The sequence below is a fragment of the Nocardia sp. NPDC047648 genome (genome assembly GCF_040642815.1).
GTDB lineage: Bacteria > Actinomycetota > Actinomycetes > Mycobacteriales > Mycobacteriaceae > Nocardia > Nocardia gamkensis.
This window is the reverse complement of sequence record NZ_JBEYSX010000014.1, coordinates 166,327-190,533: the sequence shown is the minus strand read 5'-3', so window position 1 is coordinate 190,533 and position 24,207 is coordinate 166,327. Positions and strand designations below refer to the sequence as shown.

Sequence of the window (24,207 nt, the reverse complement as noted above, 5' to 3'; positions counted from 1 at the left end):
GGCGTGTCCCCGAACGCTTCTCGGCGCATCGCGCTCCCCTGCTCACACTCGTCGGAATAGGCGCGCCCGGCCCCGACAACCCCCTGATCGGTACCCGGGACAGGAGCGGACTGCGGTAAGGGGCTCGCGGTTCCGTACTCCATGCCGGACGCCTATTCAGATGACCACGGAACATGCACCGAGGAACGGGATCGGCGTCCACAGCGCATCCACAACTAGCTGTACGCGAGTCCGTGACCGGCTAGATTCGGCGGTATGGACGGTCACGCCGCTATCGTCGGTGCGCAGCTCCGAGCAGCCCGCGAAGCCGCTGGAGTGTCCCTGGCCGCACTATCTGCTCAGATCCACTACAGCAAGTCTGTGCTTGCCTACTACGAGACCGGAGAACGCACACCGACGCCCGATGTCATAGCGTGTTACGAGAAGCATTTCGGTCGCATCCAAGACCCAGTAGCGAGCTTGCTCAACCTCGGAAAGGCTGATGTGGAACGGCGCTCTTTCCTACGTGTCGGATACTCCACAGCACTCAGCGCATCCGTCCTGCTGCCCGGCAGACTCGACCACGCGGCCGCCCTTCCACGCAAGGAATCCCGAGTCCGCTACGTGGGGGAAGCCGACGTAGCCGCTGTACGAGACCTGATGCTCGTGTTCTCGCAGATAGATCAGCGCCTCGGTGGCGGGCATGGACGAACAGCCGTCGTCCAATATCTGACCAACGAGGTAACCGGCTATCTACGGGGGTCCTTCGCCAGCGAGACCGTACGCCGCCAAATGTTCTCCGCAGCTGCGGAAATGGCTTACCTCGTCGGGTGGATGGCGTTCGACAACGACGAGCACGCGGCCGCACAACGCTACTTCGCCACATCGACCCAGCTCGCCGCCGAGGCGGAAGACGCGCCACTGACCGGTCACGTGATGCGCGCCATGGCTCACCAGGCCATCGACCTAGGACACCCCGATCAGGGCCTACAGCTGGCCGAAGCATCCGTCAACGGCGCTCGCTACCGGTACGCCTGCCCGCGCGAGCGCGCACTGCTGAAGGTCGTGCACGCGAAAGCATTGAGCGCGGCCGGCCGGCCCGCCGAGTCAGCGAAAGCTCTTCTCCAAGCCGAGCGGGATCTCGCGGCAGCTTCGGACTCCGATCCCGAACCCACCCGGGTGTTCTTCTTCTCCGAGGCGAGTCTCGCCCACGAAACCGCGTGCGCACTGCGGGACGCGGGCAACCTCGCCGGAGCCGCCGACCAATTCCAGCTCAGCGTCCGCAAGCGCAAGGCCACCGCGTTCACACGAACCCATGCGGTGACTCTTGGTTACCTCGGGACGGTGCAGGCCCGCAGCGGCGAAATCGAGCAGGCTTGCGCCACCTGGCGTTCGGCACTCGGCGCGATGGGCAGGGTGCAGTCCGGTCGCACCAGGAACGTGGCCCGCGACATACGCTCGACGCTGGCACCGTACCGCGACCAGTCCATTCCCGGTGTCCGCGAGACTGACGAGCAAGCAGCCGAGTATCTAGCCGCAAACAAGAAGTGAGACAGAGGTTCGTATGGCTGACGAAGTGTTCGAGGTAGTGCCGGTCGCGCACGTCGTAGGTGGCCGATGTGAACCAACCGATGATCACTGGGGCGGCACCGAGGCGATCATTCGTGTCGACGACCCCCGGTTCACCGAAGAGTCGGTACAGGGGTTGGAGGAGTTCAGCCACCTGGAGATCGTGTTCCGGTTCCACCTCACCGACCCAACAGACCTGCACTTCGGTGCGCGCAGCGCACGCGACAATCCCGAATGGCCGAAGGTCGGTATCTTCGGGCACAGGAACATGCGGCGCATCAACTGGCTCGGCGTCTCGCGCTGTCGCCTGCTCCGAGTGGACGGCCTGGACCTGCATGTCGCCGAACTGGACGCCGTCGACGGCACGCCCGTACTGGATATCAAACCCTGGTTCGCGGAGTTCGGCCCTCGCGGAGACGTCCGGCAAGCTGCATGGTCCACAGAAATGCTCAAAGACTACTTCTAGGTCGACTACTTCTAGGTCGCAGACAGAAACTCGAGCGCGGGTTCGTTCATCGCACTCTCGCTCAGCTGGTGCGGGAGGCGCGCGCTCGGACCGCTCCGGCTGCATGATCCGTGCGCCTCGTGCGCGACGTTGTTGTTCACGATCGGCGCGGAGGCGGCGACGGTGTAGCGCATCCTGCGGCACAGTTCGATCAGCGTGACGACGCGCACCTACATGGACGTGATCGACGTCGTGCGGCGCGACGCGTGACCGGGATGGACGCGCTGTTCGAGTGACACTGTCGTCAAATGGTGTCGTCAGAGATGCGAGAAGGCCCCTCCGTTGGTATCGGAGGGGCCTTCTACCTGTGTGCGCCCGAAGGGATTCGAACCCCTAACCTTCTGATCCGTAGTCAGATGCTCTATCCGTTGAGCTACGGGCGCAGGTGTTATTCAGTTGTACCCGGTTTCCCGGGCTTGGCGGAGGCGAGAGGATTTGAACCTCCGGTCCCCGTGAAGGGACAACTCATTAGCAGTGAGTCCCATTCGGCCGCTCTGGCACGCCTCCTGGAGCCTTCTCTTCGAGGGCACCGGTCCTTTCGAACCGCCGAGCCAAAAGGTTACAGGAGCTACCGTCCAGATCACAAAACGGCTGGTCAGCGTAGGTTACTGTCGAACCAATCGAAGATTCTGGTCTGGGAATCGACCGCATCGTCCCCGTCGTCCGCCTCGGAGGTGTCGGCGCGGTGGTGCGAGCCGGGGTAGGTGACGACCAGGCTGGCGACCGCGGCGCGAGCGGTGGCGTCCCGCAGCTGGTCGACCTGGGCGGGCGGGGTGGCCGGGTCGTCCACGCCGAACAGGCCGAGCCACGGTGCCTGGAGGTTGGGAGCGGCGCGCACCAAGGCATCGGCCTGGTCGGTGAGCGGCTCGATGATGCCGGGTGACGCGACGCTCACCGCGGCGCCGATCGGACGATTGGTCGCGACCAGGAACGCCGCGGTGCCCGCCGAATCGAAGCCGAGCACGCCGATGGTGTCGGGGAACACCCCACGCCGGGTGAGCCAGTCGAAACAGGCGTCGAAGTCATCGAACAGCTCCTCGCCGAAGACTCCGCCGCCGGGTTGGCCGCCTCCCCGATGAAAGAGTTTGGGTGCGACAACCGTCCAGCCCTCGCCTGCCAGCGCGTCCATCAGGTCGCGTAATGGGCCGGTGAACTCGCTGGACTCGTGCAGCAGCACGATCCCGCCGCGTGCGTTTCCTTCCGGCTCCACCACCGTGATGGGCACCTGCCCACCGCTGGCCGGCCGCTCGTCTTCCTGGTCGCTCGCCCGCAGCGGGGCCGAATCGTCGTAGGTGCCCGACATGAAACCAGCGTAGGGCGCGTTGCCGATCTTCGGTAGAAATTGCACGTGAGGGCGTATAGACCAGAGATTTTCCGGTACGCCGATCGGGCTTTCCACGGCGCCGATTAGGGTTGGAGTGTGACAGCGCAGATCCGGCCGGACCTCGAATCGATCCCGGCGTACACCCCCGGCCGCAGCAATCCCGGCGCGGTCAAGCTGGCCAGCAACGAAACGACCGTCGGTCCGCTGCCCGCCGCCGCCAAAGCCATCGCCGAGGCGGCCGAGCTGGCCAACCGGTATCCGGACAATCAGGTCACCGAGCTGCGCACGGCGCTGGCCGAGTTCCTCCGGGTCGGTTTCGAGAACGTCGCGGTCGGCTGCGGCAGTGTGGCGCTCTGCCAGGAGCTGGTGCAGATCACCTGTTCGTCCGCGTCCGACGAGGTGCTGTTCGCGTGGCGCTCCTTCGAGGCGTATCCGATCGTGACCAAGGTGGGCAACGCCACCGCCGTGCAGGTGCCGCTCACGCCGGGGCAGGTGCACGATCTGGACGCGCTGGCCGCGGCGGTCACCGAGCGGACCAAGCTGGTCTTCGTCTGCAACCCGAACAACCCGACCGGCACCGCCGTCGGCAAGGCCGAGCTGGTCCGGTTCCTGGACGCGGTGCCGTCGCACGTGCTGGTGGTGCTGGACGAGGCGTACTACGAGTACGTCCGGCTGGCCGACCACCCCGACGGCGTCGAGATCGGCCGGAGCAGGCCCAATGTGGTTGTGCTGCGGACCTTCTCCAAGGCGTACGGCCTGGCCGGGCTGCGGGTGGGTTACGCGGTGGGCGACCCCGCCGTGATCACGGCCCTGCTGAAGGTGCACATCCCGTTCAGCGTGAACCGCCTCGCGCAGGCGGCGGCGATCGCGTCGCTGGAGGCGCGCCACGAATTGCTGGATCGCACCGACCTCCTGGTCACCGAACGCGCACGGGTGCGCCACGCCTTGGTGGCGGCGGGCTACCCGGTGCCACCCAGCGAGGCGAACTTCGTCTGGCTGCCGCTGGGCGCGGGCAGCGCCGAGTTCGGCGAGGCGAGCGCGGCGGCGGGGGTGCTGGTGCGGCCGTACGGGACGGACGGAGTGCGCGTCACGATCGGCGACCCGCACGAGAACGATCTGTTCCTGAGCTTCGCCCGTGAGCCGGAGGTGCTCGCGCGGTTCCTGGGTTAGCGCACGCCGATCGCGGGCGCGATCGTCGGCCAGGAGAGGGCGAGTTCGTCCTCCCAGTACGGCCAGGAGTGCGTGCCGGTGGCACGGAAGTGCGCGGTGATCGGGATGCCGAGCGACCGAAGCCGGTCGGTGAGCCGCCGGGTACAGGCGTTGGTCGCGGCCTCCAGCGGGCCGCCGAACGTGATGGCGCTGGGCAGGTCGACGTTCGGGGTGCCGGGCACGTCGTGCACGCCGGGCAGGCCGCTGCCGACGGACAGATAGATCGTCTTGCCGCGCAACGCGTCCGCGTGCAGGGTGACGTCGTGCGCCAGCCAGGCCGGGTCGTCCTGCTTGCCGAACATGTTGTCCGGCTCGCCCATGTAGGTGGCCACCACGGCGCGCGCCTGCGCCTGGCCGATGTCGGTGCCCATCGAGAAGCAGCCGCTGTGCGCCGCGATCGCCGCGTAGAGCGTCGGCTGGCGGAACGCGAGCATCATCGCGGCCTCCGCGCCCATCGAGACGCCCATGACCGCGTTGGTGCCGTTGCCGTCGAACTTCGCGTCGATCAGCGGGGGCAGCTCCTTGGCGAGGAACGTCTCCCACTTGTTGGTGCCGAGCACCGGGTCTGCCTGCTGCCAGTCGGTGTAGAAGCTGGCCGGACCGCCGACGGTGAGCACGACGTTGACGTCTTTGTCGGCGTAGAAGCGGTCGGCGTGCCCCAGCTCGGTCCAGTTGTTGCTGTCGGGGCTCGCGCTGCGCCCGTCCAGCATGTACACCGTGGGACGCGGACGCGACTGGTCGCGCGGCAGAAGGACCTGCACCTCGACCACCCGGCTCATCGCGGGCGAGGCGACGAAGACCCGCAGCCAGCGATCGTTGATCGGTTCGACGCGCTCGATGCGCGGCGTCGAGGGCTGTTTACTGGTCGGTTCGGCCGGACCGGGCCCGTCCGCGGACCCGGTGTTGACCGGCGGCGTATTACCGGGCGCCGCGGTGACCTGGGGCGCACCGAACGACACCGCACCGGAGACGAGTGCGGCACTGATCAGGGCGCTGGAAAGCCAACGCCGCACCCGGCGGTGACAGAGCATGCGAACCATCCTGCCAGAGACGTCGGGGGCGAGCCCAGAGCCATCACCATGTCGAGGAACACCCACCGCACTCGGCATGCGGCAGTGGTCTTTTGCCTGTCCCGCTCCGGGGAGAGGCGGCGCTTCCGCGCCGAACGCACACCCTGAACCCCGCGAGGTGAAGCCGGACCGTCGACATCGGGCAGAAGCGAACCGGGCAGAAGAGAACCGCCCAGCACTCGAAAGGCAGACCCGGTCAACGGTACTCGGCACACCGGATCCGGTTCCTACTCCGGGCGATCCAGCAAATCCAGCAAATCACGGCACACCATCAGCACACCCGCCGTACGCTGAGCGCCGAGCCTTTTCGGAATTCGAACCAGGACGGGCATGATCGCGTATCCACACCGCTGGCGCCGAGGTCATCGCCCTGTGTTTCGGCTAGGTATGCGGACCGGCCGCCCGGTTCGCATTCGCGAAAGCCCTTCCGGAATCGACACGATGTTCGGGCGGGAGCTATTTCACGGCATCTGCCCTGCCCGCCTTCGTGGGCCGCCACGCGACTCCAGCGGTACCGACTGCGCTCACGCGCGAATTCTCCTGCTCGACTCGCCTGTTTCATCGCAGCACCTATGCCCGACCGGAGAAAACCGTGAATCCACTGTCACCCGTCTGCTCGATCGAGAACGAATCGGACACAGCGAATTTCCGCGCCGATCTGGAACGCCGGATGCGGGAGTGTGACGAGTTCTTCCGGCTGCCCGAATTGGCGCACCTGAGCGCCCAGCGCCGGCGCAGCGCGCTGGAGCAGCTCGAGCAGACCGGCTCCTATCTCCAGACCGCCGAGGAGATCCTGATCGGAGCCAAACTCGCCTGGCGTAATCACGCCCGCTGCGTGGGCCGCAAACACTGGCGCTCGCTGAAACTGCTCGACGCCCGGCGGGTGCGCTCGGCACGCGATCTGGCCGAGATCTGCTGGCAGCATCTACACATGGCCACCAACAACGGCGCCATCCAGTCGATGATCACCGTCGGGCCGCCACGGCAAGCGGACGGGCGCGAGTTCCGCATCGTCAGCCCGCAGATCATCCGGTACGCGGGCTATCGCAACGGGGACGGCACGGTCACCGGCGACGCCGCGAATGTCGAATTGACCGAATTCGCCATGAAGCTCGGGTGGCGCGGCGCGGGAACACCTTTCGACATCCTTCCGCTGCTGATCAGCACGCCGGACGAGCCGATTCGCTGGTTCGACATCCCGCCCGAGCTCGCACGCGAGGTGGAACTCGAGCATCCCGAGTTCGAGTGGTTCGCCGGTCTCGGCCTGCGCTGGCACGCGCTGCCCGCCGTGTCGAACATGAATCTCGAGATCGGCGGTATGACGTATCCGTTCGCGCCGTTCATCGGCTGGTATATGGGCGCCGAGATCGGCGCGCGCAATCTCTGTGACGCCAACCGCTACAACATGCTCCCGCTGATCGCGGAGATGATGTGCTTGGACACCAGGGCCGAGCGCAACCTCTGGCGCGATCAGGCATTGGTCGAACTGAATCGCGCGGTGCTCTACAGCTTCCGCAAGGCGGGCGTGTACATCGTCGACCACCACACCGTCGCCAAGCAGTTCTGCGATCATGTCGAACGCGAGGAAGCCGCGGGCCGCGCCTGCCCCACCGACTGGTCCTGGATCAACCCGCCGATCTCGTCCGGGCTGACGCCGACCTTCCACCGCTACTACGACCCACCCGATCTCGACATCCGGCCGAACTTCGTCCGCCGGGATTTCGGCGCGGACATCGCGGGATAACCGACGCGCGAGTTGGAGCAGGCCTGACGGAACGGCGTTGCGCACTATGCCCAACCCAACTCTGGGCGGGCTCGAATCGGCGGGCCAGCCATTGGAGCCCGAGCTCAGGCGGGGGTCCGGGGGCGAAGCCCGCCGGGCGGGGTGTGGGGGTTGCACCCCCACAAGACATTGCGAAACGAGCCCGGCTCATGCACTCCATGAGCACGGATCGGCGACGAGCGGAGCGGAGACGGAGGGATTTGAACCCCCGGTCGCTCTCGCGACGCTCGCTTTCAAGGCGAGTGCATTCGGCCGCTCTGCCACGTCTCCAGGGAACCGATCGTAGCCGACGGCTCAGCCGGAGTGCTTACCGATTTCCTCGTCCACGCGTTCGAAGACGTCGCCGATCACCTCGAGCTGGGCCGGGGCGAGCAGGTCGATGAAGTGGCGCCGGACGGCTTCGACGTGGCCGGGCGCGGCGGCTTGCAGGCGGCGCAGGCCCTCGTCGGTGAGTTCGGCGAGCACGCCGCGGCCGTCCTCCAGGCAGGTGTTGCGGCGGACCATCTGCTGCGCCTCCAGCCGCCGGATCTGATGAGTGAGCTTGCTGCGCGAGGACAGCACGCCGTCGGCCAGCTCGCTCATCCGCAGCGAGCGGTCGGGAGCCTCCGAGAGCAGAACCAGAATCCGGTATTCGGCGACGGACAGATCGCTGTCGCGCTGCAACTGACGATTCAACGCCGTCATCAGGCGCTGGTGGCCGTCCATGTAGGCGCGCCAGGCGCGCTGCTGCGCCGGGGTGAGCCAGCGTGGCTCGGCCATGACGCGACCGCTCGGTTCGGGATGCACGGTGGCCATTCTATGCTCGGCTAACTGCGGAAATGGGCAACTATCGCAGGTCAGCGCACCGTGGACAGCAGGGCGCGGTTCACAGCGGCCGGGCTCGTGCACCCGGACAGGCCGAGCGCGGAGTCGAAATCGGCGAGCAGAGCCCGCAACGCGTGCCGGGCCCCAGCCGCGCCCGCGAGACCGAGTCCGTAGGCCCACGGCCGCCCGTACAGCACCGCCTTCGCGCCCAAGGCCAAGGCGATGAGCACGTCGGAACCGGTGCGCGGACCGGAGTCGAACAGCACGTCGGCGCGGTCGCCGATGGTGGCCACTACCGCGGGCAATGCGTCCAGCGCCGCGATCGAGCCGTCCACCTGGCGGCCGCCGTGATTGCTCACCACCACCGCGTCGGCGCCCGCGTCCACCACTTGGCGCGCGTCGTCGGGATGCAGGATGCCCTTCACCGCGATCGGGAGGTCGGTCCACTCGCGCAGACGTGCGAGGTCGGCGGGCCGCAGCGTGTGGTTGCCGAAGAGTCCGACCCAGGTGAGGATGGCCGTTCGCATCGCATCCTCGCTCTCCTCCGGCGCGGCGGGCAGCTTGGCCCGGAACACCGGGTCGGACAGGTAGTTGGCGATGCCCTTGCCGTGCAGGAACGGCAGGTGCGCCTGCTCCAGGTCGCGCGGTCGCCAGCCCAGCGTCGGGGTGTCCACGGTGACCACGATCGCCGAGGCCCCGGCACGCTCGGCGCGGCGGACGAACGAGCAGGCCAGTTCGTCGTCGGCGGGCCAGTACAGCTGATACCACCACGCTCCGGCCGCGGCGCCGACGTCCTCGATGGTGGAGGAGGCTGCGGTGGACAGCACCGTGCCGATGCCGAGTTCCTTGGTGACCTCGGCGACGATCACTTCGCCGCCCTCGTGCAGCAGTTCGAGGACGCCGATCGGCGCGGTGAGCACGGGCGCGGCCAGCTTCGTGCCGAGTACCTCGACGGACAGATCGCGGACGCCGGGCCCGGTGGAGCCGCGCAGCATTCGCGGCAGGATGCGATAGCGGTCGAAGGCCGACCGGTTGGCCGCGGCGGTGCGCTCCGCGGACGCGCTGCCCGCGACGTAGGCGAAGGCGGCCGGATCGAGACGCTCGCGCGCGAGCGTCTCCAGACCCGCGGCTGTCATGGGCAATTCGGGTGTCGAGCCACCCAGACCGCCCAGGTAGATCTCGTTCTGGAAATCGATGAAACCGCCACTCACCACCGGAACGGTAGTCCGGGACGCCGGTCACCGCAGGCCGCTTGCCGGATTGCGTTTCCGCAGCACGTTCCCTCCCGGCTCCCCTGCGCAGGGGGCAGCGCGCAACCGCCGCTGCGGGCGGAGCACTATGGCACGGTGCGCGCGATAGTTCTGAAAGGTTCCGGCGGTCCCGAGGTCATGTCCGTGTCGGAGGTGCCGGATCCGGAGCCAGCACACGGCGAAGTGCTGATCGAGGTGGACGCGGCGGGCGTCAATCGGGCCGATCTGTTGCAGCGTCAGGGCTACTACCCGCCCCCGCCGGGAGCCAGCCCGCTGCTCGGCCTCGAATGCTCCGGTGTGATCGCCGAACTCGGCGACGGAGTGCGGGAGTGGGCGGTCGGCGATCGAGTCTGCGCGCTGCTGTCCGGCGGCGGTTACGCCGAGCGGGTCGTGGTGCCCGCGACCCAGGTGCTTCCGGTTCCCGACGCCCTGGACCTGGGCGCGGCGGCCGGGCTGCCCGAAGTGGCGGCGACCGTGTGGTCGAACCTGGTGATGACCGCGCGGCTGCGGGCCGATCAACTGGTGTTGGTGCACGGTGGCGGCAGCGGGATCGGCACGCATGCCATTCAGGTCGCCAAAGCGCTCGGCGCGCGTGTGGCGGTGACCGCTGGCTCGGCGGACAAGCTGGCGCGCTGCGCGGAGCTGGGGGCGGACGTACTGATCAATTACAAGGAGGACGATTTCGTCGCCGTCGTGCGCGCCCAGCGATCGAGCGCAGGGGGCATCGGCGCGGACGTCATCCTGGACAACATGGGCGCGGCCTACCTGGGACGGAACGTCGACGCACTGGCCGAGCACGGCCGTCTCGTGGTGATCGGCATGCAGGGTGGCGTGTCCGCAGAGCTGAACCTGGGTGTTCTGTTGCGCAAGTGGGGCACCGTGCACGCCACCAACGTGCGCGCGCGGCCCGCGACCGGCGTCGGCAGCAAAGCCGAGATCGTGGGCGAGGTGCGCAGGCAGCTGTGGCCGCTGGTCGCCGACGGCACGGTGGCGCCGGTCATCGCGGCCGAACTGCCGATCGAGGAGGCCGCCGAAGCGCACCGGCTGCTGGACTCCGGCGAGGTGTTCGGCAAGGTGGTGCTGCGGGTGCGGGAGCTGTGAGCGCCGCTCACTCCAGCGCCAGCAGGGCCCTGCCGAGCTGGTCGATCTCGAACTTGGTGGTGTAGGGCGCGAGGCCGATGGTCACCGCGCCGCCTTCGTCGTTGACGCCGAGCGCGTCCAGCAGCCTGCTGCCGCCGTGCACGCCGCTCACCGTGCCGATCCGGTTGTCGGCGAGCTTCGCCGCGACCTTCTCCGCCTGCATGCCGCCGAGCGTGAAGCTGACCGTGGGGATGCGGGTGGACGCGCGGCCGATCACGGTGAGACCGGGGATCGCGTCGAGCACGCTCATCAAGTGCTCGAACAGCTGGTCGTGGTAGTCCTGCAACGAGGTGATCGACATCTCCAGGCGCTCGCGCCGGGTGCCGCGCGCCCGCTCGTCCAGCCCGGCCAGGAAGTCGATGGAGGTGGTCAGGCCCGCCAGCAGCGCGTACTGGTGCCCGCCGACCTCGAGCCGCTCGGCGCCCTTGGCGTAGGGGTTCAAGGACATGGACGGAATCCGGTCCAGGAAGGCCGGGTCGCGGAACACCAGCGCGCCGATCTGCGGACCGCCCCATGCCGGTGCGCTCAGCGCGACGACGTCGGCGTTCAGTTCGTCGATGTCGATCAGCGCGTAGGGCGCGGCGCCGAACGCGTCGGCCACCAGCAGCCCGCCCACTTCGTGCACCCGGTCCGCGGCCACCCGGACGGCGGGGGCGGAGCCGACGATCGGCGAGGCGGCGGTGAGCGCGACCAGCCGCGCTGTGGGCCCGATCAGCTCCTCGAACTGCCAGGACGGCATCTCGCAGGTCTCGATCTCCACCTCGGCCCAGCGCACGTGCGCGCCGTAGCGGTTGGCGATGCGCAGCCACGGCGCGACGTTGGCCTCGTCGTCCAGCCGGGAGAGCACGATGCCGGTGCCGAGGCCGAGGCGCGAACTCAGCGATTCGGCCAGCCAGGCCAGCAGGACCGCGCGGTCGGGGCCGAGTACGACACCCGCCGGGTCGCCGCCGACGAGGTCCGCCACGGCCTCGCGGGCCGCGTCCAGAATCGCCGCGCTGCGCACCGCTGCGCCGTTGCGGCCGATATGTGAGAAGGAGGAGGTTCGGAAACCCGTTGACACGGCGCGGGATACCGCGTCCGGAACCAGCATGCCCGCTTGCGGGTCCAGGTGGATCCAGCCGTCGCCCAGGGACGGTATCAGGCCCCGAACCCTCGCGACGTCGTAAGTCATGCTGGCCACTCTAAGGGCAGCGGACGAGCCTGTGTAACCGCGTTCCCCTCCACATCGTGGCGGGAGCACAGCAACCTGGGACTCAGCATGGCGACCGACTTTCGACAAATCCGAACCACACGACCCGAACAGAATAGAACGCCGACCTCGCGCGGCGGCGTGGACCGGCGGCGCGCGCCGAACCGTGCCGCGAGCGCGGCCCGGGAGCACCGGCTTAGCGCGTTCGGACCGAACACGACATGATAGGGACCATGACGCACTCGGACGAGGCACCGGACCACATCGTCGTTGTCGGACCCGACGGCAGGCCCCTGGCCATTCCGGCGGTAGCCGGATCGGAAGCGCCCTTCACCGCTCAGGTCGTGACCGACGACGATGATAAGGACAAGTCGGACGACCGGGACGACTCCGGCGAATCGCTCGCCGACATGGTCGAGCAGCCCGCGAAGGTCATGCGGATCGGCACCATGATCAAGCAGCTGCTCGAGGAGGTGCGCGCGGCTCCGCTGGACGACGCCAGCCGCAATCGGCTCAAGCAGATCCACAAGTCCTCGGTGCGGGAGCTGGAGCAGGGGCTGGCCCCCGAGCTGCGGGAGGAACTCGAGCGGCTCACGCTGCCGTTCACCGAGGACGCCGTGCCGTCCGACGCCGAGCTGCGGATCGCGCAGGCCCAGCTGGTCGGCTGGCTGGAGGGCCTGTTCCACGGCATCCAGACCGCGCTGTTCGCCCAGCAGATGGCCGCGCGCGCCCAGCTCGAACAGATGCGGCAGGGAGCGTTGCCGCCCGGCATCCACACCGTCGACCCGCGCGGCGGCCAGGCGAGCCACGTCACCGGCGGGTCCGGCCAGTACCTGTGAGCGTGTGCCACTCGGTGGCGCGAGGCCGCAAGGGTAGTCTCGTGCACCGTGCCCGCCGCTGCCGCTCGCTCCGACTCGGTCTCCGACCCGAGTGCGGTGCGTCCTGAAGAGAGCTCAGTTGGTTCCGATGACCAAGCGCGTTCAGATGACACCTCGCCCGAGCACACTGCGCCGTCCGGCGACGACTCGCAGGAGCGTCCGGTGAGCGCGGCCACCCCGGAGACGGAGACGTTGCACGCGGGAGCCACCCAGGCGAAGATCGTGCCGGACTCGCAGACGTTCCGGCGGGCGTTCCAGGATTTCGCGGGCGGGTTCGCGCAGCGCGAGCTGTGGCTGTCGCTGGGCTGGCAGGACATCAAGCAGCGCTACCGCCGCTCGGTGCTCGGCCCGTTCTGGATCACCATCGCCACCGGCTTGCAGGCCGTGGCGATGGGTGTGCTGTACGCGGCGCTGCTCGGCCAGCCGCTGCGCGAGTACCTGCCGTACGTGACGGTCGGGCTGATCATCTGGAACGTGATCAGCGCGAGCATCCTGGAGGGCTCGGAAGTCTTCATCGCCAACGAGGGCCTGATCAAGCAGCTTCCTTCCGCGCTCAGCGTGCACGTCTACCGGATGGTGTGGCGGCAGCTGCTGTTCTTCGCCCACAACATGGTCATCTACCTGGTGATGCTCGCCGCGTTCGGCGTCTGGCGGCACCTCGGGGTGGCCAGCCTGATGGCGATCCCGGCGATCGCGCTGATCTTCCTGAATTCCATGTGGGTGTCGATCGTCTTCGGCATCTTCAGCACCCGCTACCGCGATATCGCGCCGATTCTCGGCAGCACCACGCTGATGCTGTTCGTGCTGACGCCGGTCATGTGGACAACCAAGACCCTGCAATCGCAGATCGGCACCGGCGACCGCGCGAAACTGGCCGAACTCGTGCCGACGTTCCACTATCTCGAGATCGTCCGGGCGCCGTTGCTCGGCGAGCCGCAGGAGCTGCGGCACTGGGTGATCGTCGGCACGATCACCCTGGTCGGCTGGGTCGTGGCGATCTTCGCCATGAAGCAGTACCGTTCGCGCGTACCGTACTGGGTATAGGAGCGCCCCCGATGAGTCGTGTGAGTATCGAGACCCAGGAGGCGTGGGTCGAATTCCCGATCTTCGACGCCAAATCGCGGTCGTTGAAAAAAGCGTTCCTCGGTAAAGCGGGCGGCGCGATCGGGCGCAATCAGTCCGATGTCGTCGTGGTCGAAGCCCTCCGGGAGATCAATCTCTCGTTGAAGGAAGGCGACCGGGTCGGCCTGGTCGGGCACAACGGCGCGGGTAAGTCGACGCTGCTGCGCCTGCTTTCCGGCATCTACGAACCGTCGCGCGGCAGTGCGCGCATCCGTGGGCGGGTGGCGCCGGTGTTCGACCTCGGCGTCGGCATGGATCCGGAGATCTCCGGCTACGAGAACATCATCATCCGCGGCCTGTTCCTCGGGCAGACGCGTAAGCAGATGCTGGCGAAGATCGATGAGATCGCGGATTTCACCGAACTCGGCGAATACCTGTCCATGCCGCTGCGCACCTATTCCACCGGTATGCGGGTGCGCCTGGCGATGGGCGTGGTCACCTCGATCGATCCGGAGATCCTGCTGCTGGACGAGGGCATCGGCGCCGTCGACGCGGAATTCATGAAGAAGGCCCGGCTGCGGTTGCAGTCCTTGGTAGCGCGTTCCGGCATCCTGGTTTTCGCCAGCCATTCCAACGAATTCCTCGCGCAGCTGTGCGATACGGCGCTGTGGATCGACCACGGCCAGATCCGCTTGCGCGGCGGCATCGAAGAAGTGGTGCGAGCCTATGAGGGGCCGGACGCGGGGAATCACGTCGCGACCGTGCTGCGCGAAATGGAAGCCGAACGGGCCGGCGAAACAGAACGAGAATTGGAGCGGAACAAGGCATGAGCGGTCAGGCCCGGAGGCGGCAGCGAAGCGTAACCACGCAGGGCCCCGCTCCTGCCGGAAAGGCCGCAGCATGAGTGAGCCGACCGGGCAGGACACCCCGATCGACGAAGGGGCGCAGGCCCGGATCGGCTCCGCGCCGGAGGAGGCCGTCGAGCTCGACGCCCCCGCCGCCCCGCTCCCGGCGAAATCCGCTGCGACGGACTCGGATTCGCCGCAGCGCATCGTGGCGGTCGTGGTAACGCACAAGCGCCGTGAACTGCTCGCCGAGTCGCTGAAAGTTGTTGCGTCCCAATCCCGGCCGGTGGATCACCTGATTGTGATCGACAACGGCAACGAGGCGGAGGTCGCCGACCTGGTGCGCGACCAGCCGGTGGAATCCACCTATCTGGGCTCGGCGCACAACCTCGGCGGCGCGGGCGGGTTCGCGCTCGGCATGCTGCACGCGCTGAGCATGGGCGCGGACTGGGTGTGGCTCGCGGACGACGACGGCAGGCCCGAAGGCCCCGATGTGCTGTCCACCCTGCTGGACTGCGCGAACCGGCACGGTCTTGTCGAGGTCTCGCCCGTGGTCTGCGACATAGATGAGCCCGACCGTCTCGCCTTCCCGCTGCGCCGCGGCGTGGTCTGGCGCAGGCTGCGCTCGGAACTCGGCGACGAGGATTTCCTGCCCGGCATCGCCTCGCTGTTCAACGGCGCGCTGATCTCCGCGCAGGCGGTCGACGTGATCGGCGTGCCGGACCTGCGCCTGTTCGTGCGCGGTGACGAGGTCGAGGTGCATCGCAGGCTGGTGCGCTCCGGCCTGCCGTTCGGCACCTGCCTGCAGACGGCGTATCTGCATCCCAACGGCGCGGCCGAGTTCAAGCCGATCCTCGGCGGCCGGATGCACACGCAGTACCCGGACGATCCGGTGAAGCGCTACTTCACCTACCGCAACCGCGGCTATCTGATGTCCCAGCCGGGTATGCGGAAACTGCTTCCCCAGGAATGGGTTCGCTTCTCCTGGTTCTTCCTGGTCACCCGCCGTGACCCCGCTGGCCTGCGCGAATGGTTCCACCTTCGCTCCCTCGGCCGCCACGAGCAGTTCGGCAAACCCGACTGATCCGCAGCGGGTCGCGCCGTCGGCGGTGCGCGGCCCGCGGAAGTCGGAAATTCGGTTGTGCCGGGCGGGGGCCGGGTGCGAGAGTGGGTCGACTGCGAGAGCGGAAGGAGGTGTGGACCGTGACGAGGAACGTGCGGATTGTCGTGTCCGGGCGAGCTGATCTCAGTCGCGCCGCCACACGAGACTCCACCTCATTCTCCGCTCGCTGAACCCTGGTCGGGTTCGGCGCCCGACGAAGGATTCCTTTCCACCATGGTCGACCACGACCTTCTCGTCCCTTACGGCTGGACCGAAGCCGTTTCCGCCCGATACGCCTCGATGATCGAGGACGGTTGTGTGCCCGCGCGGGTGATCCGCATGGATCGCAGTGAATGCGATGTAGCCACACCGGACGGGCTCGCACGTGCCCGCTGCCCGCGCTCGGATTCCGAGGTCAGCGGGCTGTGCACCGGTGATTGGGTGACCGTCGACGCCACGTCGGCAGTGCGGCGCTTGCTGCCGCGCCGATCGGCGATCGTGCGGTCGTCGGTTTCCGGCCGGTCGCAGGGCCAGGTGCTCGCCGCCAATGTCGACACCGTCCTGATCTGCACGGCCGCCGACGGCGATGTGGACCTCGGTCGCATCGAACGCATGCTCGCGCTGGCCTGGGAGAGCGATGCCCAGCCCATCGTGCTGCTCACCAAGGCCGATGCGGCCGACGACCTCCCGCTCGACGAGGTGCGCGCCGTCGCGCCGGGCGCCGCTGTGCTCGAGGTGAGCGCGAACACGGGCTCGGGGCTCGATGTGCTCACCGCGATGCTCGACGGCACCGTCGCACTGCTCGGACCCTCCGGTGCTGGGAAGTCGACCCTCGCCAACGCGCTGCTCGGCGCGGAGATCTTCGCCACCAACGCGGTCCGCGACGCGGACAAGAAAGGCAGGCACACCACGGTGCACCGGGAACTGCGCCCGCTGCCCGGCGGCGGCACCCTGATCGATACGCCGGGGCTGCGCGGCATCGGGCTGTGGGACGCCACCGAAGGCATCGAGAAGACCTTCAGTGACATCGAATCCCTTGCCGCCCGGTGCCGTTTCGGCGATTGCGCGCACCGCGGCGAACCGGGGTGCGCGGTGCGGGCGGCGATCGACAGCGGCGAACTCACCCAGCGCAGGCTCGACAGCTACGACAAGCTGGCGCGCGAGAACGAGTGGATGCGGGCGCGCACCGACAAGCGGCTGCAAGCCGAACGTCAACGGGCCTGGCGGGACATCACCAAGCAGCACCGCAAGATGTTCCGGGAGCGGAACTCGCGACGCTGACCGAGCGGGGGGCACGGTAGGGTGCCCCTCGCATCGTTCGCTATCTGGGAGGGATAGATGAGTCATCCCGGCGGGTATCCGCCACACGGCCAGCAGCCCGGTTCATGGCCTGGGCAGCCGGCGTTCGGTCAGCAACCGCCCGTCGGTCAGTACCCGCCGCAGGCACCAGCGCAGTACGCGCCGCCTCCGGGGCAGCATCCGAGCCAACCGCATCTCGCCCAGCCGCAAGCGGGGCAGCCGCCGTACGGGCAACCGCAATTCGGCCAGCCCGCACCGCAATACGGTCAGCCGCAGCCATACGGTCAGCCGCAGCAGTTCGGGCAGCCGCAACCGTACGGGCAACCGCAGCAGTTCGCCCCGCAGCAGGGCTACGGCCAACCCGCCGACCCGCCGGGCATCACCATCGATGCCTCGTACTCGATCTGGACGTTCCTGCTCGCGCTGACCAAGCCGAAGATCCTGGTCAACGGCCAGCGGGTGCCCAACACCCGATGGGGCGCGAACCACATCCCGGTCGGGCCGGGGCAGTACCACGTCCGGGTCACCACCCCGTGGTTGTTCGACATGGGCGCGGCGAACGTCACCGTGCCGATCGCCGAGGGACAGGCCGCGCGGTTCTACTACAAGCCGCCGGTTGTGATCTTCCTCAACGGCGCGATCGGACCGGTCCCGCAGAAGGCGCCGGGCATGCTGTTCCTCTACATCGTCTGGGCGCTGGTCGGACTGATGTTCCTGCTGAACATCGTGCTCATCGCCACGATCTGAGCGCGACCAGAGGGCGCCGGCACGCCGGCGCCCTCTCTTCGCACACCCTATGCAACTGGTTGCATAAGGGCGAGGTTTACGCTTAGTCTGCAAGCGCGTACAGCCGCGGGCCGGTGCTCGCGGCGGAAACGAAGGAGCAGGTCAGATGACGGAATCGGGATCAAAGCCGCTGGCGGGCCGCACGATGATCATGTCCGGCGGCAGCCGCGGCATCGGGCTGGAGATCGCCAAGCGGGCCGCGGCGGACGGCGCCAACATCACCCTGATCGCGAAGACCGATCAGCCGCATCCGAAACTGCCCGGCACGATCCACACGGCCGCCGCGGAACTCGAGGCGGCGGGCGGGCAGGTGCTGCCGTTCGTGGGCGACGTCCGCATCGACGAGTCGGTGGCCGAGGCGGTGCGCCGGACGGTCGAGCGCTTCGGCGGCATCGACATCGTGGTGAACAACGCCTCGGCGATCGACCTGTCCCCCACGGACGCGCTGCCGATGAAGAAGTACGACCTGATGCAGGACATCAACTGCCGGGGCAGCTTCCTGCTGTCCAAGCTGAGCATCCCGCATCTGCGCGAATCAGCGAAGGCCGGGCGCAACCCGCACATCCTCACCCTGTCCCCGCCGCTGAACCTCGACCCCAAATGGGCGGGCGCGTCCCTGGGCTACACCATCGCCAAGTACGGCATGTCGCTGACCACGCTGGGCCTGGCCGAGGAACTCAAGGGCGACGGCATCGGCGTCAACTCGCTGTGGCCGCGCACCACCATCGCGACGGCCGCGGTGAAGAACCTGCTCGGCGGCGAGGAGATGGTCTCTACCTCACGCACCCCCGACATCTACGCCGACGCCGCCTACCTGGTGCTCACCTCGCCCGGCAAGGAGACCAGCGGCAACTTCTTCATCGATGACGAGGTCCTGGCCGCGCACGGCATCACCGATCTGGACAAGTACCGCGTCACCCCGGGCGACGGCGAACTCACCACAGATCTCTTTCTCTGACTCGCCGGCTGCCGCGACGAGAACGCTCGCGCGGCAACCGGTCTCGTGAAGAGTGCCGGGCGCTCCCGAGGCCGTTCGCGGCTTCGGGGGGCGCCCGGTCTCCGGCCTACGTGCGAGGAGTGGCGGGCCCCTCGATCCCGTACAGCCGCTCCCAGTTCTCCCGGCTGGTCAGTTCCGGCATGGCGGCGCGGTACTGCGCCTGCAAGGCGGGCAGTTCCCGCCGCAGACGACGCAGCACGCGCACCATCCGGCGCAGCAACTGAAGCGCGCGGGCCTTGTCGCGCCTGCGCACCCGGACACCGGACTGCGAGGCGTCGGTGACCACTACGTGGTCGAACAGCGAGACATGCCACCAGTAGGCGTCTTCCCTGGTGACGCCGATGATGCCGTGCTGGGTACGGCCGAGCCACTGATTGATCGCGCGCTTGATCAGCACCAGCAGCACGCGACTGGGTTCGCCACCCGCACGGCGCAATTGGATGTCGGCCGAGCGCACCGGCGGCGTCGCGGCCGGGTGCTTGATCGTCTCGGCGTAGTCCGCCCGGCTCGTGCGCGCGGCGGCCAGCGCTTCGATACCGCCGTCCCGCAGCACCTTCGGGCCCTTCAGGAAGTCCTCGATGCCCTGCAAGGTGGTGTGCACCAGGCCGTACTGCATCGCGACCAGCTGCTCGGACATCTCCCGGAACAGCTTGCGGCTGATCTCCTTACCGTCCAGCTCCGTGTGCATCGAGCCGACGATCAGTGAGTTGCGGGTACTGAAGTAGCGCGCCCAGTCGTCGTAGTCCTTCCAGTAGAAGTCCGCGTGCCAGACCGCGGCGTTGGGCAGCGTGACGGTGACGAAACCGTGCTCGCGCGCCCGGACGCCGTATTCCACGTCGTCCCACTGGAAGAAGATCGGGATCGGCAGCCCGATCTTCGCGACCACCTCGGCCGGGATCAGGCAGGTCCACCAGGCGTTGTAGCCCGCGTCGACGCGGCGCTCCTGGTTCTTCTTCAACATGCTGGTGTTGCGCAGCGCCTTCGGCACCTTCTGGCCGTGCCGCAGCCGGTTCAGGTGCACCTCCTCCGCGCCGACGTTGAGGTAGTCGGGGTTGAGCAGGAACAGCATCTGCGCGCCGACCAGGGTCGGCTCGACCGTCAGGTTGGCGAACGCGTTCAGCCGCAGCACCGTCTCCGGCTCGCACAGGATGTCGTCGTCCATCAGGATGACGTCGGCGTGCTCGTTGACCGCCGACACCTCGTAGAGCCCGCGGGTGAAACCACCCGCGCCGCCGAGATTCGGCTGGCGCAGGTAGCGCAGCTTCTCGCCGAGCACCGGTGCGACCTCCTGGTAGCGCGGCCGGTTCTCGACCAGATCGGTGCCCTGGTCGACCACGTACACCGCGTCGATCGCGGCGAGCACGGTCGGGTCGGAGGCGAGCGCCGCGACCGTCTCGGCGCAGTCGGCCGCGCGGTTGAAGGTGCAGATCGCGATGGCGACCGGGCGAACACGCTCCGGCGCGACGGCGGTCCAGCTCAGCTCCGCGATGCCGAGCGCGCCGCCGATGGCGTCGAACTCCAGCCACAGCGCGCCGCCGTCGACGTACTGGTCGAGCGGGGCGGTCAGCGTGACCGAACCGCTCGCGTCGACCCGCGCGGTGTCGATGATCCGGCGATGCCCCGCGATGTCGGAGGCCACCAGCCGAATCCTCGCCTTGGCGACCACCTCGAGCACCATGGTCGCCCGCACTTCGGTGACCGTGGTCCAGCGCTGCCAGTAGCTGGCGGCGAACCGGCCGAAATAGGTGTTCGTGTGCGCGGTCGCGCCCTTGTCCAACCGCAGGGTCTGGCGTTCCCGGTGCGCGCCGCCTTTCACGACGGCATACAGCTCGTCGCTCACCTTCGCCGACGGACCGGTGAAGATGCCGCGCTGGAGCACGAGCCGGTCCGGCGCCCGATGGTCGGCGCGCAGCGCGGCAGGCGCCTCAGCGGCCGTCGAGCGATCGTTTGTTTCGGTAACGGCCTCGATAGCCGACTGATCCATGAAATCCTCGAAATTTCTCATTGTGCCGGACGGGACAGACACGCCCCTCGATGCCTCACGGCGGGGGTGAGGATATCAACCGCCCTGTGCGCTTGCCCGCCGTACAGCCATGCCGACGTGTACTCGAACCATTGCTAAACGTTCGCCGATTCGTTGTCGGTAGCGCCGCTCGTGCCCGCCCGCGCCCCGGTGAAGACGAATTTGTCGTAAGCCCAGAACCGGAACACCACGGCCACGATCTGCCCGATCAACGTACCGGAGATGTTGTCCGACAGCGGGCTGGACAGGTCGAGCACGTAGCGGGAGAAGCCGAGACAGCCCAGTTGCAGGCCGATCGCGGCGACGTTGAACACGGCGTACAGGAGGTACTCGCGTCCGGGATTGTCGGTTTGCTTGTGCGCGAAAGTCCACCATTTGTTGCCGAAGTAGGTCACCACCGTCGCCACCGCGATCGCGATGATCTTGGCCGGAAGCGGGTAGTGATACAGCACGCCCTCGCCGCCCCAGAAGACCAGGAGGTTGTACGTGCCCGCGTCCACCAGGAAGCCGATCGCGCCGACCACCAGGAACGCCCCGCCTCTGCGCAGCGCGGTGAGCACCTTGCGCACGACCGTCGCGGTCTCCGGCGTCACTGGCTGGCCCGCGGGTGCGGTGGACTCACTGGATGGCACGGCCCGACGGTACCGCAGCCTCGGGCAACCGCCCGCGACGGGAAAATCGGCTCCCGCGCACGGTGAGGTCGGCCACGCACAAGCTGTGAGTTCCCTGTACCCTCCCCGTGTTCCCACATTCACCACCGATCGCGAGGATTGACCCGGGTGGACTCCACCGAGCTCCGTATTGCCGCCGTGGTTCCGTGTCACAACGAAGAGGCCTCGGTCGCCAAGGTCGTGGCCGATCTGCAGGCCGCCGTGCCGGGAATCGTCGTCTACGTCTACGACAATCTGAGTACGGACGCCACCGCCGAGCGCGCCCGGGAGGCCGGAGCGATCGTGCGGCACGAGCACACCAAGGGCAAGGGCAATGTGGTGCGCCGCGCCTTCGCCGATATCGAAGCCGACGTGTACCTGATGGTCGACGGCGACGACACCTACGAGGCGTCGGCCGCGCCGCTGATGATCAAGACGCTGCTGGACGGCCCCTACGATCACGTGCTCGGCGTGCGCAAGCAGGACGAGGGCGCCTCCGCCTACCGCGCGGGCCACGAGACCGGCAACAGGGTGCTCAACGGCGTGGTCGGGAAGGTGTTCGGAGAGAACGTCGAGGACATGCTCTCCGGCTTCCGGGTGTTCTCCCGTCGTTTCGTGAAGAGCTTCCCCGCGGTGTCCCGGGAGTTCGAGATCGAGACCGAACTCACCGTGCATTCGCTGCACCTGCGGGTGCCGCAGACAGCGGTGCCGGTCGGCTTCCGCGATCGTCCGGCGGGCAGCGAGAGCAAGCTGCGCACCTATCACGACGGGTTCAAGATCCTCGCCCTGATCATCGGGCTGGCCCGGCACGAGCGGCCGGTGGCGTTCTACGGCCTGTTCGGCACGTTGAGCTGGCTGGTCTCGATCGTCCTGACCATTCCGATAATCGTCGAGTTCTACAACACCCACACGGTGCCCCGGTTCCCGACGCTGTTCCTCGCCTTCACCCTGCTGCTGCTGGGCAGCCTCGCCTGGACGGCGGGCCTCATCCTCGACGGCATCCGCCGCTCCCGCCACGAGGCCGCGCGCCTGGTCTACCTGCGCTACACCGCGGTGGGCGCGGACGACCCGAGGATCACCGGCGCCGGCGCTGCCACCCGTGACGCCGGAGCCGGGCGTTGACGACCAAGGCGGATCCCACCTCGACGCCGGACAAGGATCTGGACGAGCCGACGGACACCGCACCACTACCCGCGACCGACACCGCGCCGCTACCCGCCGTCGACGCCGAGGCGGAGACTGCTTCCGGCACGGACCGGGGCCCGCAAGGCTTCGCAGGCCGCATGGTGGCCCGGCTGGGCGCAGCGACGATCGCCTTCACCCTGCTGGCGACGATCTTCGGCGCGCTGTTCACCGTCCTCACCCCGCCGTTCTGGGGTCATGACGAGATCACCCAGTTCGGCCGCGCCTACCAGGTCGCGCACGGCGGTTTCCTGCCTCAGCGGATCCACGACGATCGCGGCATCGCCTACGGCGGCGACATCCCGTCCAGCATCACCGTGCTGATGGGCTACGCGTTGCAGGACTACACCACCAACCCGGACGAGCCGGATCCGATGGTGGGCGATCCGGCCCGCTACGACCGGTTGACGAGCGCCGCGGTGTCGGATGCCACCGAACCGGTCTGGTTCACCAACACCGCCGCCTACTCCCCGGTCCCCTACATTCCCGCCGCCATCGGCATCCGCCTCGGCGAACTCTTCGGGCTCGATGTGGGCGGCCTGCTGCTGCTCACCCGTCTGGCCGGGCTGGTGGCCTACCTCGCGGTGGTCGGGTTCGGCCTGTACGCCCTGCGCGCGCACCGGGTGCAGTGGCTGGCGTTCACCGTCGCCGTGCTGCCGATCGCGGTGTTCCAGGCGGGCACGGTCACCGCCGACACCATGACCAACGCGCTGGCCATCCTGGTCTCCGCGCTGCTGGTGAAGGCCATGTTCCTCGGCGAGCGACTGGGCCGGGTGGAGATCGGCGCGCTGCTGGCCGCGACGATCCTGCTGCCGGTGAGCAAGCCCACCTATGTGCTGCTGGCATTGCTGGTGGCCTTGGTGCCCGCCGAGCGCTTCGGTTTCACCGGCCCGCGGCGCGGGATCCCGTGGATCTTCGCCGCGCTCGGCGCGCTCGCCTTCGCGGTGTGGATGAAGATCGCGGCTCCGACCGGGGACGGGATGGGCCTGATGCGGCGGCCGCACCAGTGGCATTCGGTGCGTCCCGGCGATCAGCTCAGCGGCATCCTGCGCGACCCACCGGAATTCGCGCACGTGTTCGGCGAGAGCATCGCGCTGCGCGACCAGCGCTGGTTCAGCCAGTTCTTCGGCGAACTCGGCTTCGCCTACGTCGACGTGCCCGCCCTGTCGATGCTGGCCTGTCTGCTGGCGTTCGCGGTGAGTCTCGGCATCGCCGAACGGACGACGGCCCCGGCCTTCCGCCGCACCCTGATCGTCGCGCTCACCATGGCCGCCAGCGTCGCGATGATCTACGTGACGCTGTACATGTCGTTCACGCCGGTCGGCTACTACATCATCGATGGCGTGCAGGGCCGCTACTTCGTGCCGCTGGCGATCGTGACGCTCGCGGTGCTGCTGCGCTGGATGCCGCTGCGGCTCACCGATTCGACGGGCAAGACCCCGTCGGTGGGCCCGGCCGTCACCGTGCTGGTGGCGTCCAGTGTGGCGCTGATCGCCGCGGCGGCGAAGTACTACACCATCGTCTGGGGCTGAACATCGATCGCGGCGCCTCGGGGCTGGTC

Annotated in this window: 22 protein-coding genes and 3 tRNA genes; 14 read left to right on the top strand and 11 right to left on the bottom strand. The window is 68.1% G+C overall.

Translation table 11 applies throughout. The annotated features are described in order from the left end of the window. Positions 1 to 255: 255 nt before the first annotated feature. Both ABZ803_RS26915 and ABZ803_RS26910 read left to right on the top strand, forming a co-directional pair. Positions 256 to 1,530 (top strand): helix-turn-helix transcriptional regulator, encoded by a 1,275-nt coding sequence (locus ABZ803_RS26915; protein ID WP_357043386.1) that lies wholly within the window; start codon positions 256 to 258, stop codon positions 1,528 to 1,530. A 13-nt stretch (positions 1,531 to 1,543) separates the two neighbouring features. Then, on the top strand, positions 1,544 to 2,014 hold the full coding sequence (locus ABZ803_RS26910) for an SAM-dependent methyltransferase (protein WP_357043384.1): 471 nt from the start codon (positions 1,544 to 1,546) through the stop codon (positions 2,012 to 2,014). Between the two features lie 11 nt (positions 2,015 to 2,025). Here the strand turns inward: ABZ803_RS26910 and ABZ803_RS26905 are convergent, their stop codons facing one another. The 4 genes from ABZ803_RS26905 to ABZ803_RS26890 form a co-directional block, all read right to left on the bottom strand. Continuing rightward, on the bottom strand, positions 2,026 to 2,223 hold the full coding sequence (locus tag ABZ803_RS26905; RefSeq protein ID WP_357043382.1) for a hypothetical protein: 198 nt from the start codon (positions 2,221 to 2,223) through the stop codon (positions 2,026 to 2,028). Positions 2,224 to 2,363: 140 nt separating this feature from the next. After that, positions 2,364 to 2,436: transfer RNA gene (locus tag ABZ803_RS26900), tRNA-Arg, on the bottom strand. A gap of 34 nt (positions 2,437 to 2,470) precedes the next feature. After that, a tRNA-Ser gene (locus ABZ803_RS26895) sits at positions 2,471 to 2,560 on the bottom strand. Positions 2,561 to 2,648: 88 nt separating this feature from the next. After that, the gene (locus ABZ803_RS26890) at positions 2,649 to 3,356 is read right to left on the bottom strand and encodes a dienelactone hydrolase family protein (RefSeq protein ID WP_357043467.1); all 708 of its coding nucleotides are present in this window, start codon (positions 3,354 to 3,356) and stop codon (positions 2,649 to 2,651) included. A 117-nt stretch (positions 3,357 to 3,473) separates the two neighbouring features. Here ABZ803_RS26890 and hisC point away from each other — a divergent pair, with 117 nt between their 5' ends. Further along, positions 3,474 to 4,547, top strand: coding sequence for a histidinol-phosphate transaminase (gene hisC / locus ABZ803_RS26885; protein ID WP_357043380.1), 1,074 nt, complete (start codon positions 3,474 to 3,476; stop codon positions 4,545 to 4,547). On the opposite strand, the gene ABZ803_RS26880 is transcribed toward hisC, so the two are convergent. Continuing rightward, the gene (locus ABZ803_RS26880; protein ID WP_357043378.1) at positions 4,544 to 5,617 is read right to left on the bottom strand and encodes an alpha/beta hydrolase family protein; all 1,074 of its coding nucleotides are present in this window, start codon (positions 5,615 to 5,617) and stop codon (positions 4,544 to 4,546) included. The two genes, hisC and ABZ803_RS26880, sit on opposite strands and share 4 nt — an antisense overlap. Before the next feature lie 709 nt (positions 5,618 to 6,326). On the opposite strand from ABZ803_RS26880, the gene ABZ803_RS26875 reads away from it, so the two are divergent. Further along, entirely contained in the window at positions 6,327 to 7,400 is a 1,074-nt protein-coding gene (locus ABZ803_RS26875; RefSeq protein ID WP_357043465.1) for a nitric oxide synthase oxygenase, read from the top strand. A gap of 224 nt (positions 7,401 to 7,624) precedes the next feature. Here ABZ803_RS26875 and ABZ803_RS26870 read toward each other — a convergent pair. The 3 genes from ABZ803_RS26870 to ABZ803_RS26860 all read right to left on the bottom strand — a co-directional run bounded on the left by ABZ803_RS26870 (position 7,625) and on the right by ABZ803_RS26860 (position 9,454). After that, positions 7,625 to 7,709 (bottom strand) — tRNA-Ser (locus tag ABZ803_RS26870). Between the two features lie 24 nt (positions 7,710 to 7,733). Beyond that, on the bottom strand, positions 7,734 to 8,198 hold the full coding sequence (locus ABZ803_RS26865) for a MarR family transcriptional regulator (protein WP_040864348.1): 465 nt from the start codon (positions 8,196 to 8,198) through the stop codon (positions 7,734 to 7,736). Positions 8,199 to 8,275: 77 nt separating this feature from the next. Next, positions 8,276 to 9,454, bottom strand: coding sequence for an alpha-hydroxy-acid oxidizing protein (locus tag ABZ803_RS26860; RefSeq protein WP_357043376.1), 1,179 nt, complete (start codon positions 9,452 to 9,454; stop codon positions 8,276 to 8,278). A gap of 135 nt (positions 9,455 to 9,589) precedes the next feature. On the opposite strand from ABZ803_RS26860, the gene ABZ803_RS26855 reads away from it, so the two are divergent. After that, positions 9,590 to 10,594: an NAD(P)H-quinone oxidoreductase gene (locus ABZ803_RS26855; protein ID WP_357043374.1), complete on the top strand. Its 1,005-nt coding sequence runs from the start codon at positions 9,590 to 9,592 to the stop codon at positions 10,592 to 10,594. Positions 10,595 to 10,601: 7 nt separating this feature from the next. Here ABZ803_RS26855 and ABZ803_RS26850 read toward each other — a convergent pair whose 3' ends face one another. Continuing rightward, positions 10,602 to 11,804, bottom strand: a complete 1,203-nt coding sequence (locus tag ABZ803_RS26850; protein WP_357043372.1) for a cysteine desulfurase-like protein — start codon at positions 11,802 to 11,804, stop codon at positions 10,602 to 10,604. A gap of 251 nt (positions 11,805 to 12,055) precedes the next feature. Between ABZ803_RS26850 and ABZ803_RS26845 the strand changes: the two genes are divergently transcribed. From ABZ803_RS26845 to ABZ803_RS26815, 7 genes are all read left to right on the top strand, one after another. Continuing rightward, the gene (locus ABZ803_RS26845) at positions 12,056 to 12,661 is read left to right on the top strand and encodes a bacterial proteasome activator family protein (RefSeq protein ID WP_062974914.1); all 606 of its coding nucleotides are present in this window, start codon (positions 12,056 to 12,058) and stop codon (positions 12,659 to 12,661) included. A 258-nt stretch (positions 12,662 to 12,919) separates the two neighbouring features. Further along, on the top strand, positions 12,920 to 13,744 hold the full coding sequence (locus ABZ803_RS26840; protein ID WP_357043462.1) for an ABC transporter permease: 825 nt from the start codon (positions 12,920 to 12,922) through the stop codon (positions 13,742 to 13,744). Positions 13,745 to 13,755: 11 nt separating this feature from the next. Continuing rightward, on the top strand, positions 13,756 to 14,592 hold the full coding sequence (locus ABZ803_RS26835) for an ABC transporter ATP-binding protein (protein ID WP_357043370.1): 837 nt from the start codon (positions 13,756 to 13,758) through the stop codon (positions 14,590 to 14,592). Positions 14,593 to 14,662: 70 nt separating this feature from the next. Next, positions 14,663 to 15,691 carry a glycosyltransferase family 2 protein gene (locus ABZ803_RS26830; RefSeq protein WP_357043368.1) on the top strand — a complete coding sequence of 343 codons (1,029 nt, stop codon included), beginning with the start codon at positions 14,663 to 14,665 and terminating at the stop codon, positions 15,689 to 15,691. A gap of 252 nt (positions 15,692 to 15,943) precedes the next feature. After that, positions 15,944 to 16,990 carry a ribosome small subunit-dependent GTPase A gene (rsgA, locus tag ABZ803_RS26825; RefSeq protein ID WP_357043366.1) on the top strand — a complete coding sequence of 349 codons (1,047 nt, stop codon included), beginning with the start codon at positions 15,944 to 15,946 and terminating at the stop codon, positions 16,988 to 16,990. Positions 16,991 to 17,047: 57 nt separating this feature from the next. Beyond that, a complete protein-coding gene (locus ABZ803_RS26820; protein WP_357043364.1) occupies positions 17,048 to 17,755 on the top strand; it encodes a hypothetical protein in 708 nt (235 codons plus the stop codon). Positions 17,756 to 17,900: 145 nt separating this feature from the next. Continuing rightward, entirely contained in the window at positions 17,901 to 18,752 is an 852-nt protein-coding gene (locus ABZ803_RS26815) for an NAD(P)-dependent oxidoreductase (protein WP_040864280.1), read from the top strand. Between the two features lie 106 nt (positions 18,753 to 18,858). On the opposite strand, the gene ABZ803_RS26810 is transcribed toward ABZ803_RS26815, so the two are convergent. After that, a complete protein-coding gene (locus tag ABZ803_RS26810) occupies positions 18,859 to 20,775 on the bottom strand; it encodes a glycosyltransferase (protein WP_357043362.1) in 1,917 nt (638 codons plus the stop codon). Positions 20,776 to 20,909: 134 nt separating this feature from the next. Further along, the gene (locus ABZ803_RS26805) at positions 20,910 to 21,446 is read right to left on the bottom strand and encodes a GtrA family protein (RefSeq protein WP_357043360.1); all 537 of its coding nucleotides are present in this window, start codon (positions 21,444 to 21,446) and stop codon (positions 20,910 to 20,912) included. 147 nt (positions 21,447 to 21,593) lie between these two features. Between ABZ803_RS26805 and ABZ803_RS26800 the strand changes: the two genes are divergently transcribed. Both ABZ803_RS26800 and ABZ803_RS26795 read left to right on the top strand, forming a co-directional pair. After that, positions 21,594 to 22,586, top strand: a complete 993-nt coding sequence (locus ABZ803_RS26800) for a glycosyltransferase (RefSeq protein WP_357043358.1) — start codon at positions 21,594 to 21,596, stop codon at positions 22,584 to 22,586. Continuing rightward, a complete protein-coding gene (locus ABZ803_RS26795; protein WP_357043356.1) occupies positions 22,583 to 24,178 on the top strand; it encodes a DUF2142 domain-containing protein in 1,596 nt (531 codons plus the stop codon). Before ABZ803_RS26800 ends, ABZ803_RS26795 begins: the two co-directional genes overlap by 4 nt. Positions 24,179 to 24,207: the final 29 nt, after the last annotated feature.

Bases quoted from the DNA above. Each gene is read 5' to 3' on its own strand.
- ABZ803_RS26815 (WP_040864280.1), top strand. From the start codon at position 17,901: ATGACGGAATCGGGATCAAAGCCGCTGGCGGGCCGCACGATGATCATG.
- ABZ803_RS26875 (WP_357043465.1), top strand. From the start codon at position 6,327: ATGCGGGAGTGTGACGAGTTCTTCCGGCTGCCCGAATTGGCGCACCTG.
- ABZ803_RS26890 (WP_357043467.1), bottom strand. From the start codon at position 3,356: ATGTCGGGCACCTACGACGATTCGGCCCCGCTGCGGGCGAGCGACCAG.
- ABZ803_RS26835 (WP_357043370.1), top strand. From the start codon at position 13,756: ATGAGTCGTGTGAGTATCGAGACCCAGGAGGCGTGGGTCGAATTCCCG.
- ABZ803_RS26880 (WP_357043378.1), bottom strand. From the start codon at position 5,617: ATGCTCTGTCACCGCCGGGTGCGGCGTTGGCTTTCCAGCGCCCTGATC.
- ABZ803_RS26915 (WP_357043386.1), top strand. From the start codon at position 256: ATGGACGGTCACGCCGCTATCGTCGGTGCGCAGCTCCGAGCAGCCCGC.
- ABZ803_RS26820 (WP_357043364.1), top strand. From the start codon at position 17,048: ATGAGTCATCCCGGCGGGTATCCGCCACACGGCCAGCAGCCCGGTTCA.
- ABZ803_RS26850 (WP_357043372.1), bottom strand. From the start codon at position 11,804: ATGACTTACGACGTCGCGAGGGTTCGGGGCCTGATACCGTCCCTGGGC.
- ABZ803_RS26810 (WP_357043362.1), bottom strand. From the start codon at position 20,775: ATGGATCAGTCGGCTATCGAGGCCGTTACCGAAACAAACGATCGCTCG.
- ABZ803_RS26910 (WP_357043384.1), top strand. From the start codon at position 1,544: ATGGCTGACGAAGTGTTCGAGGTAGTGCCGGTCGCGCACGTCGTAGGT.
- rsgA (WP_357043366.1), top strand. From the start codon at position 15,944: ATGGTCGACCACGACCTTCTCGTCCCTTACGGCTGGACCGAAGCCGTT.
- ABZ803_RS26865 (WP_040864348.1), bottom strand. From the start codon at position 8,198: ATGGCCGAGCCACGCTGGCTCACCCCGGCGCAGCAGCGCGCCTGGCGC.
- ABZ803_RS26830 (WP_357043368.1), top strand. From the start codon at position 14,663: ATGAGTGAGCCGACCGGGCAGGACACCCCGATCGACGAAGGGGCGCAG.
- ABZ803_RS26845 (WP_062974914.1), top strand. From the start codon at position 12,056: ATGACGCACTCGGACGAGGCACCGGACCACATCGTCGTTGTCGGACCC.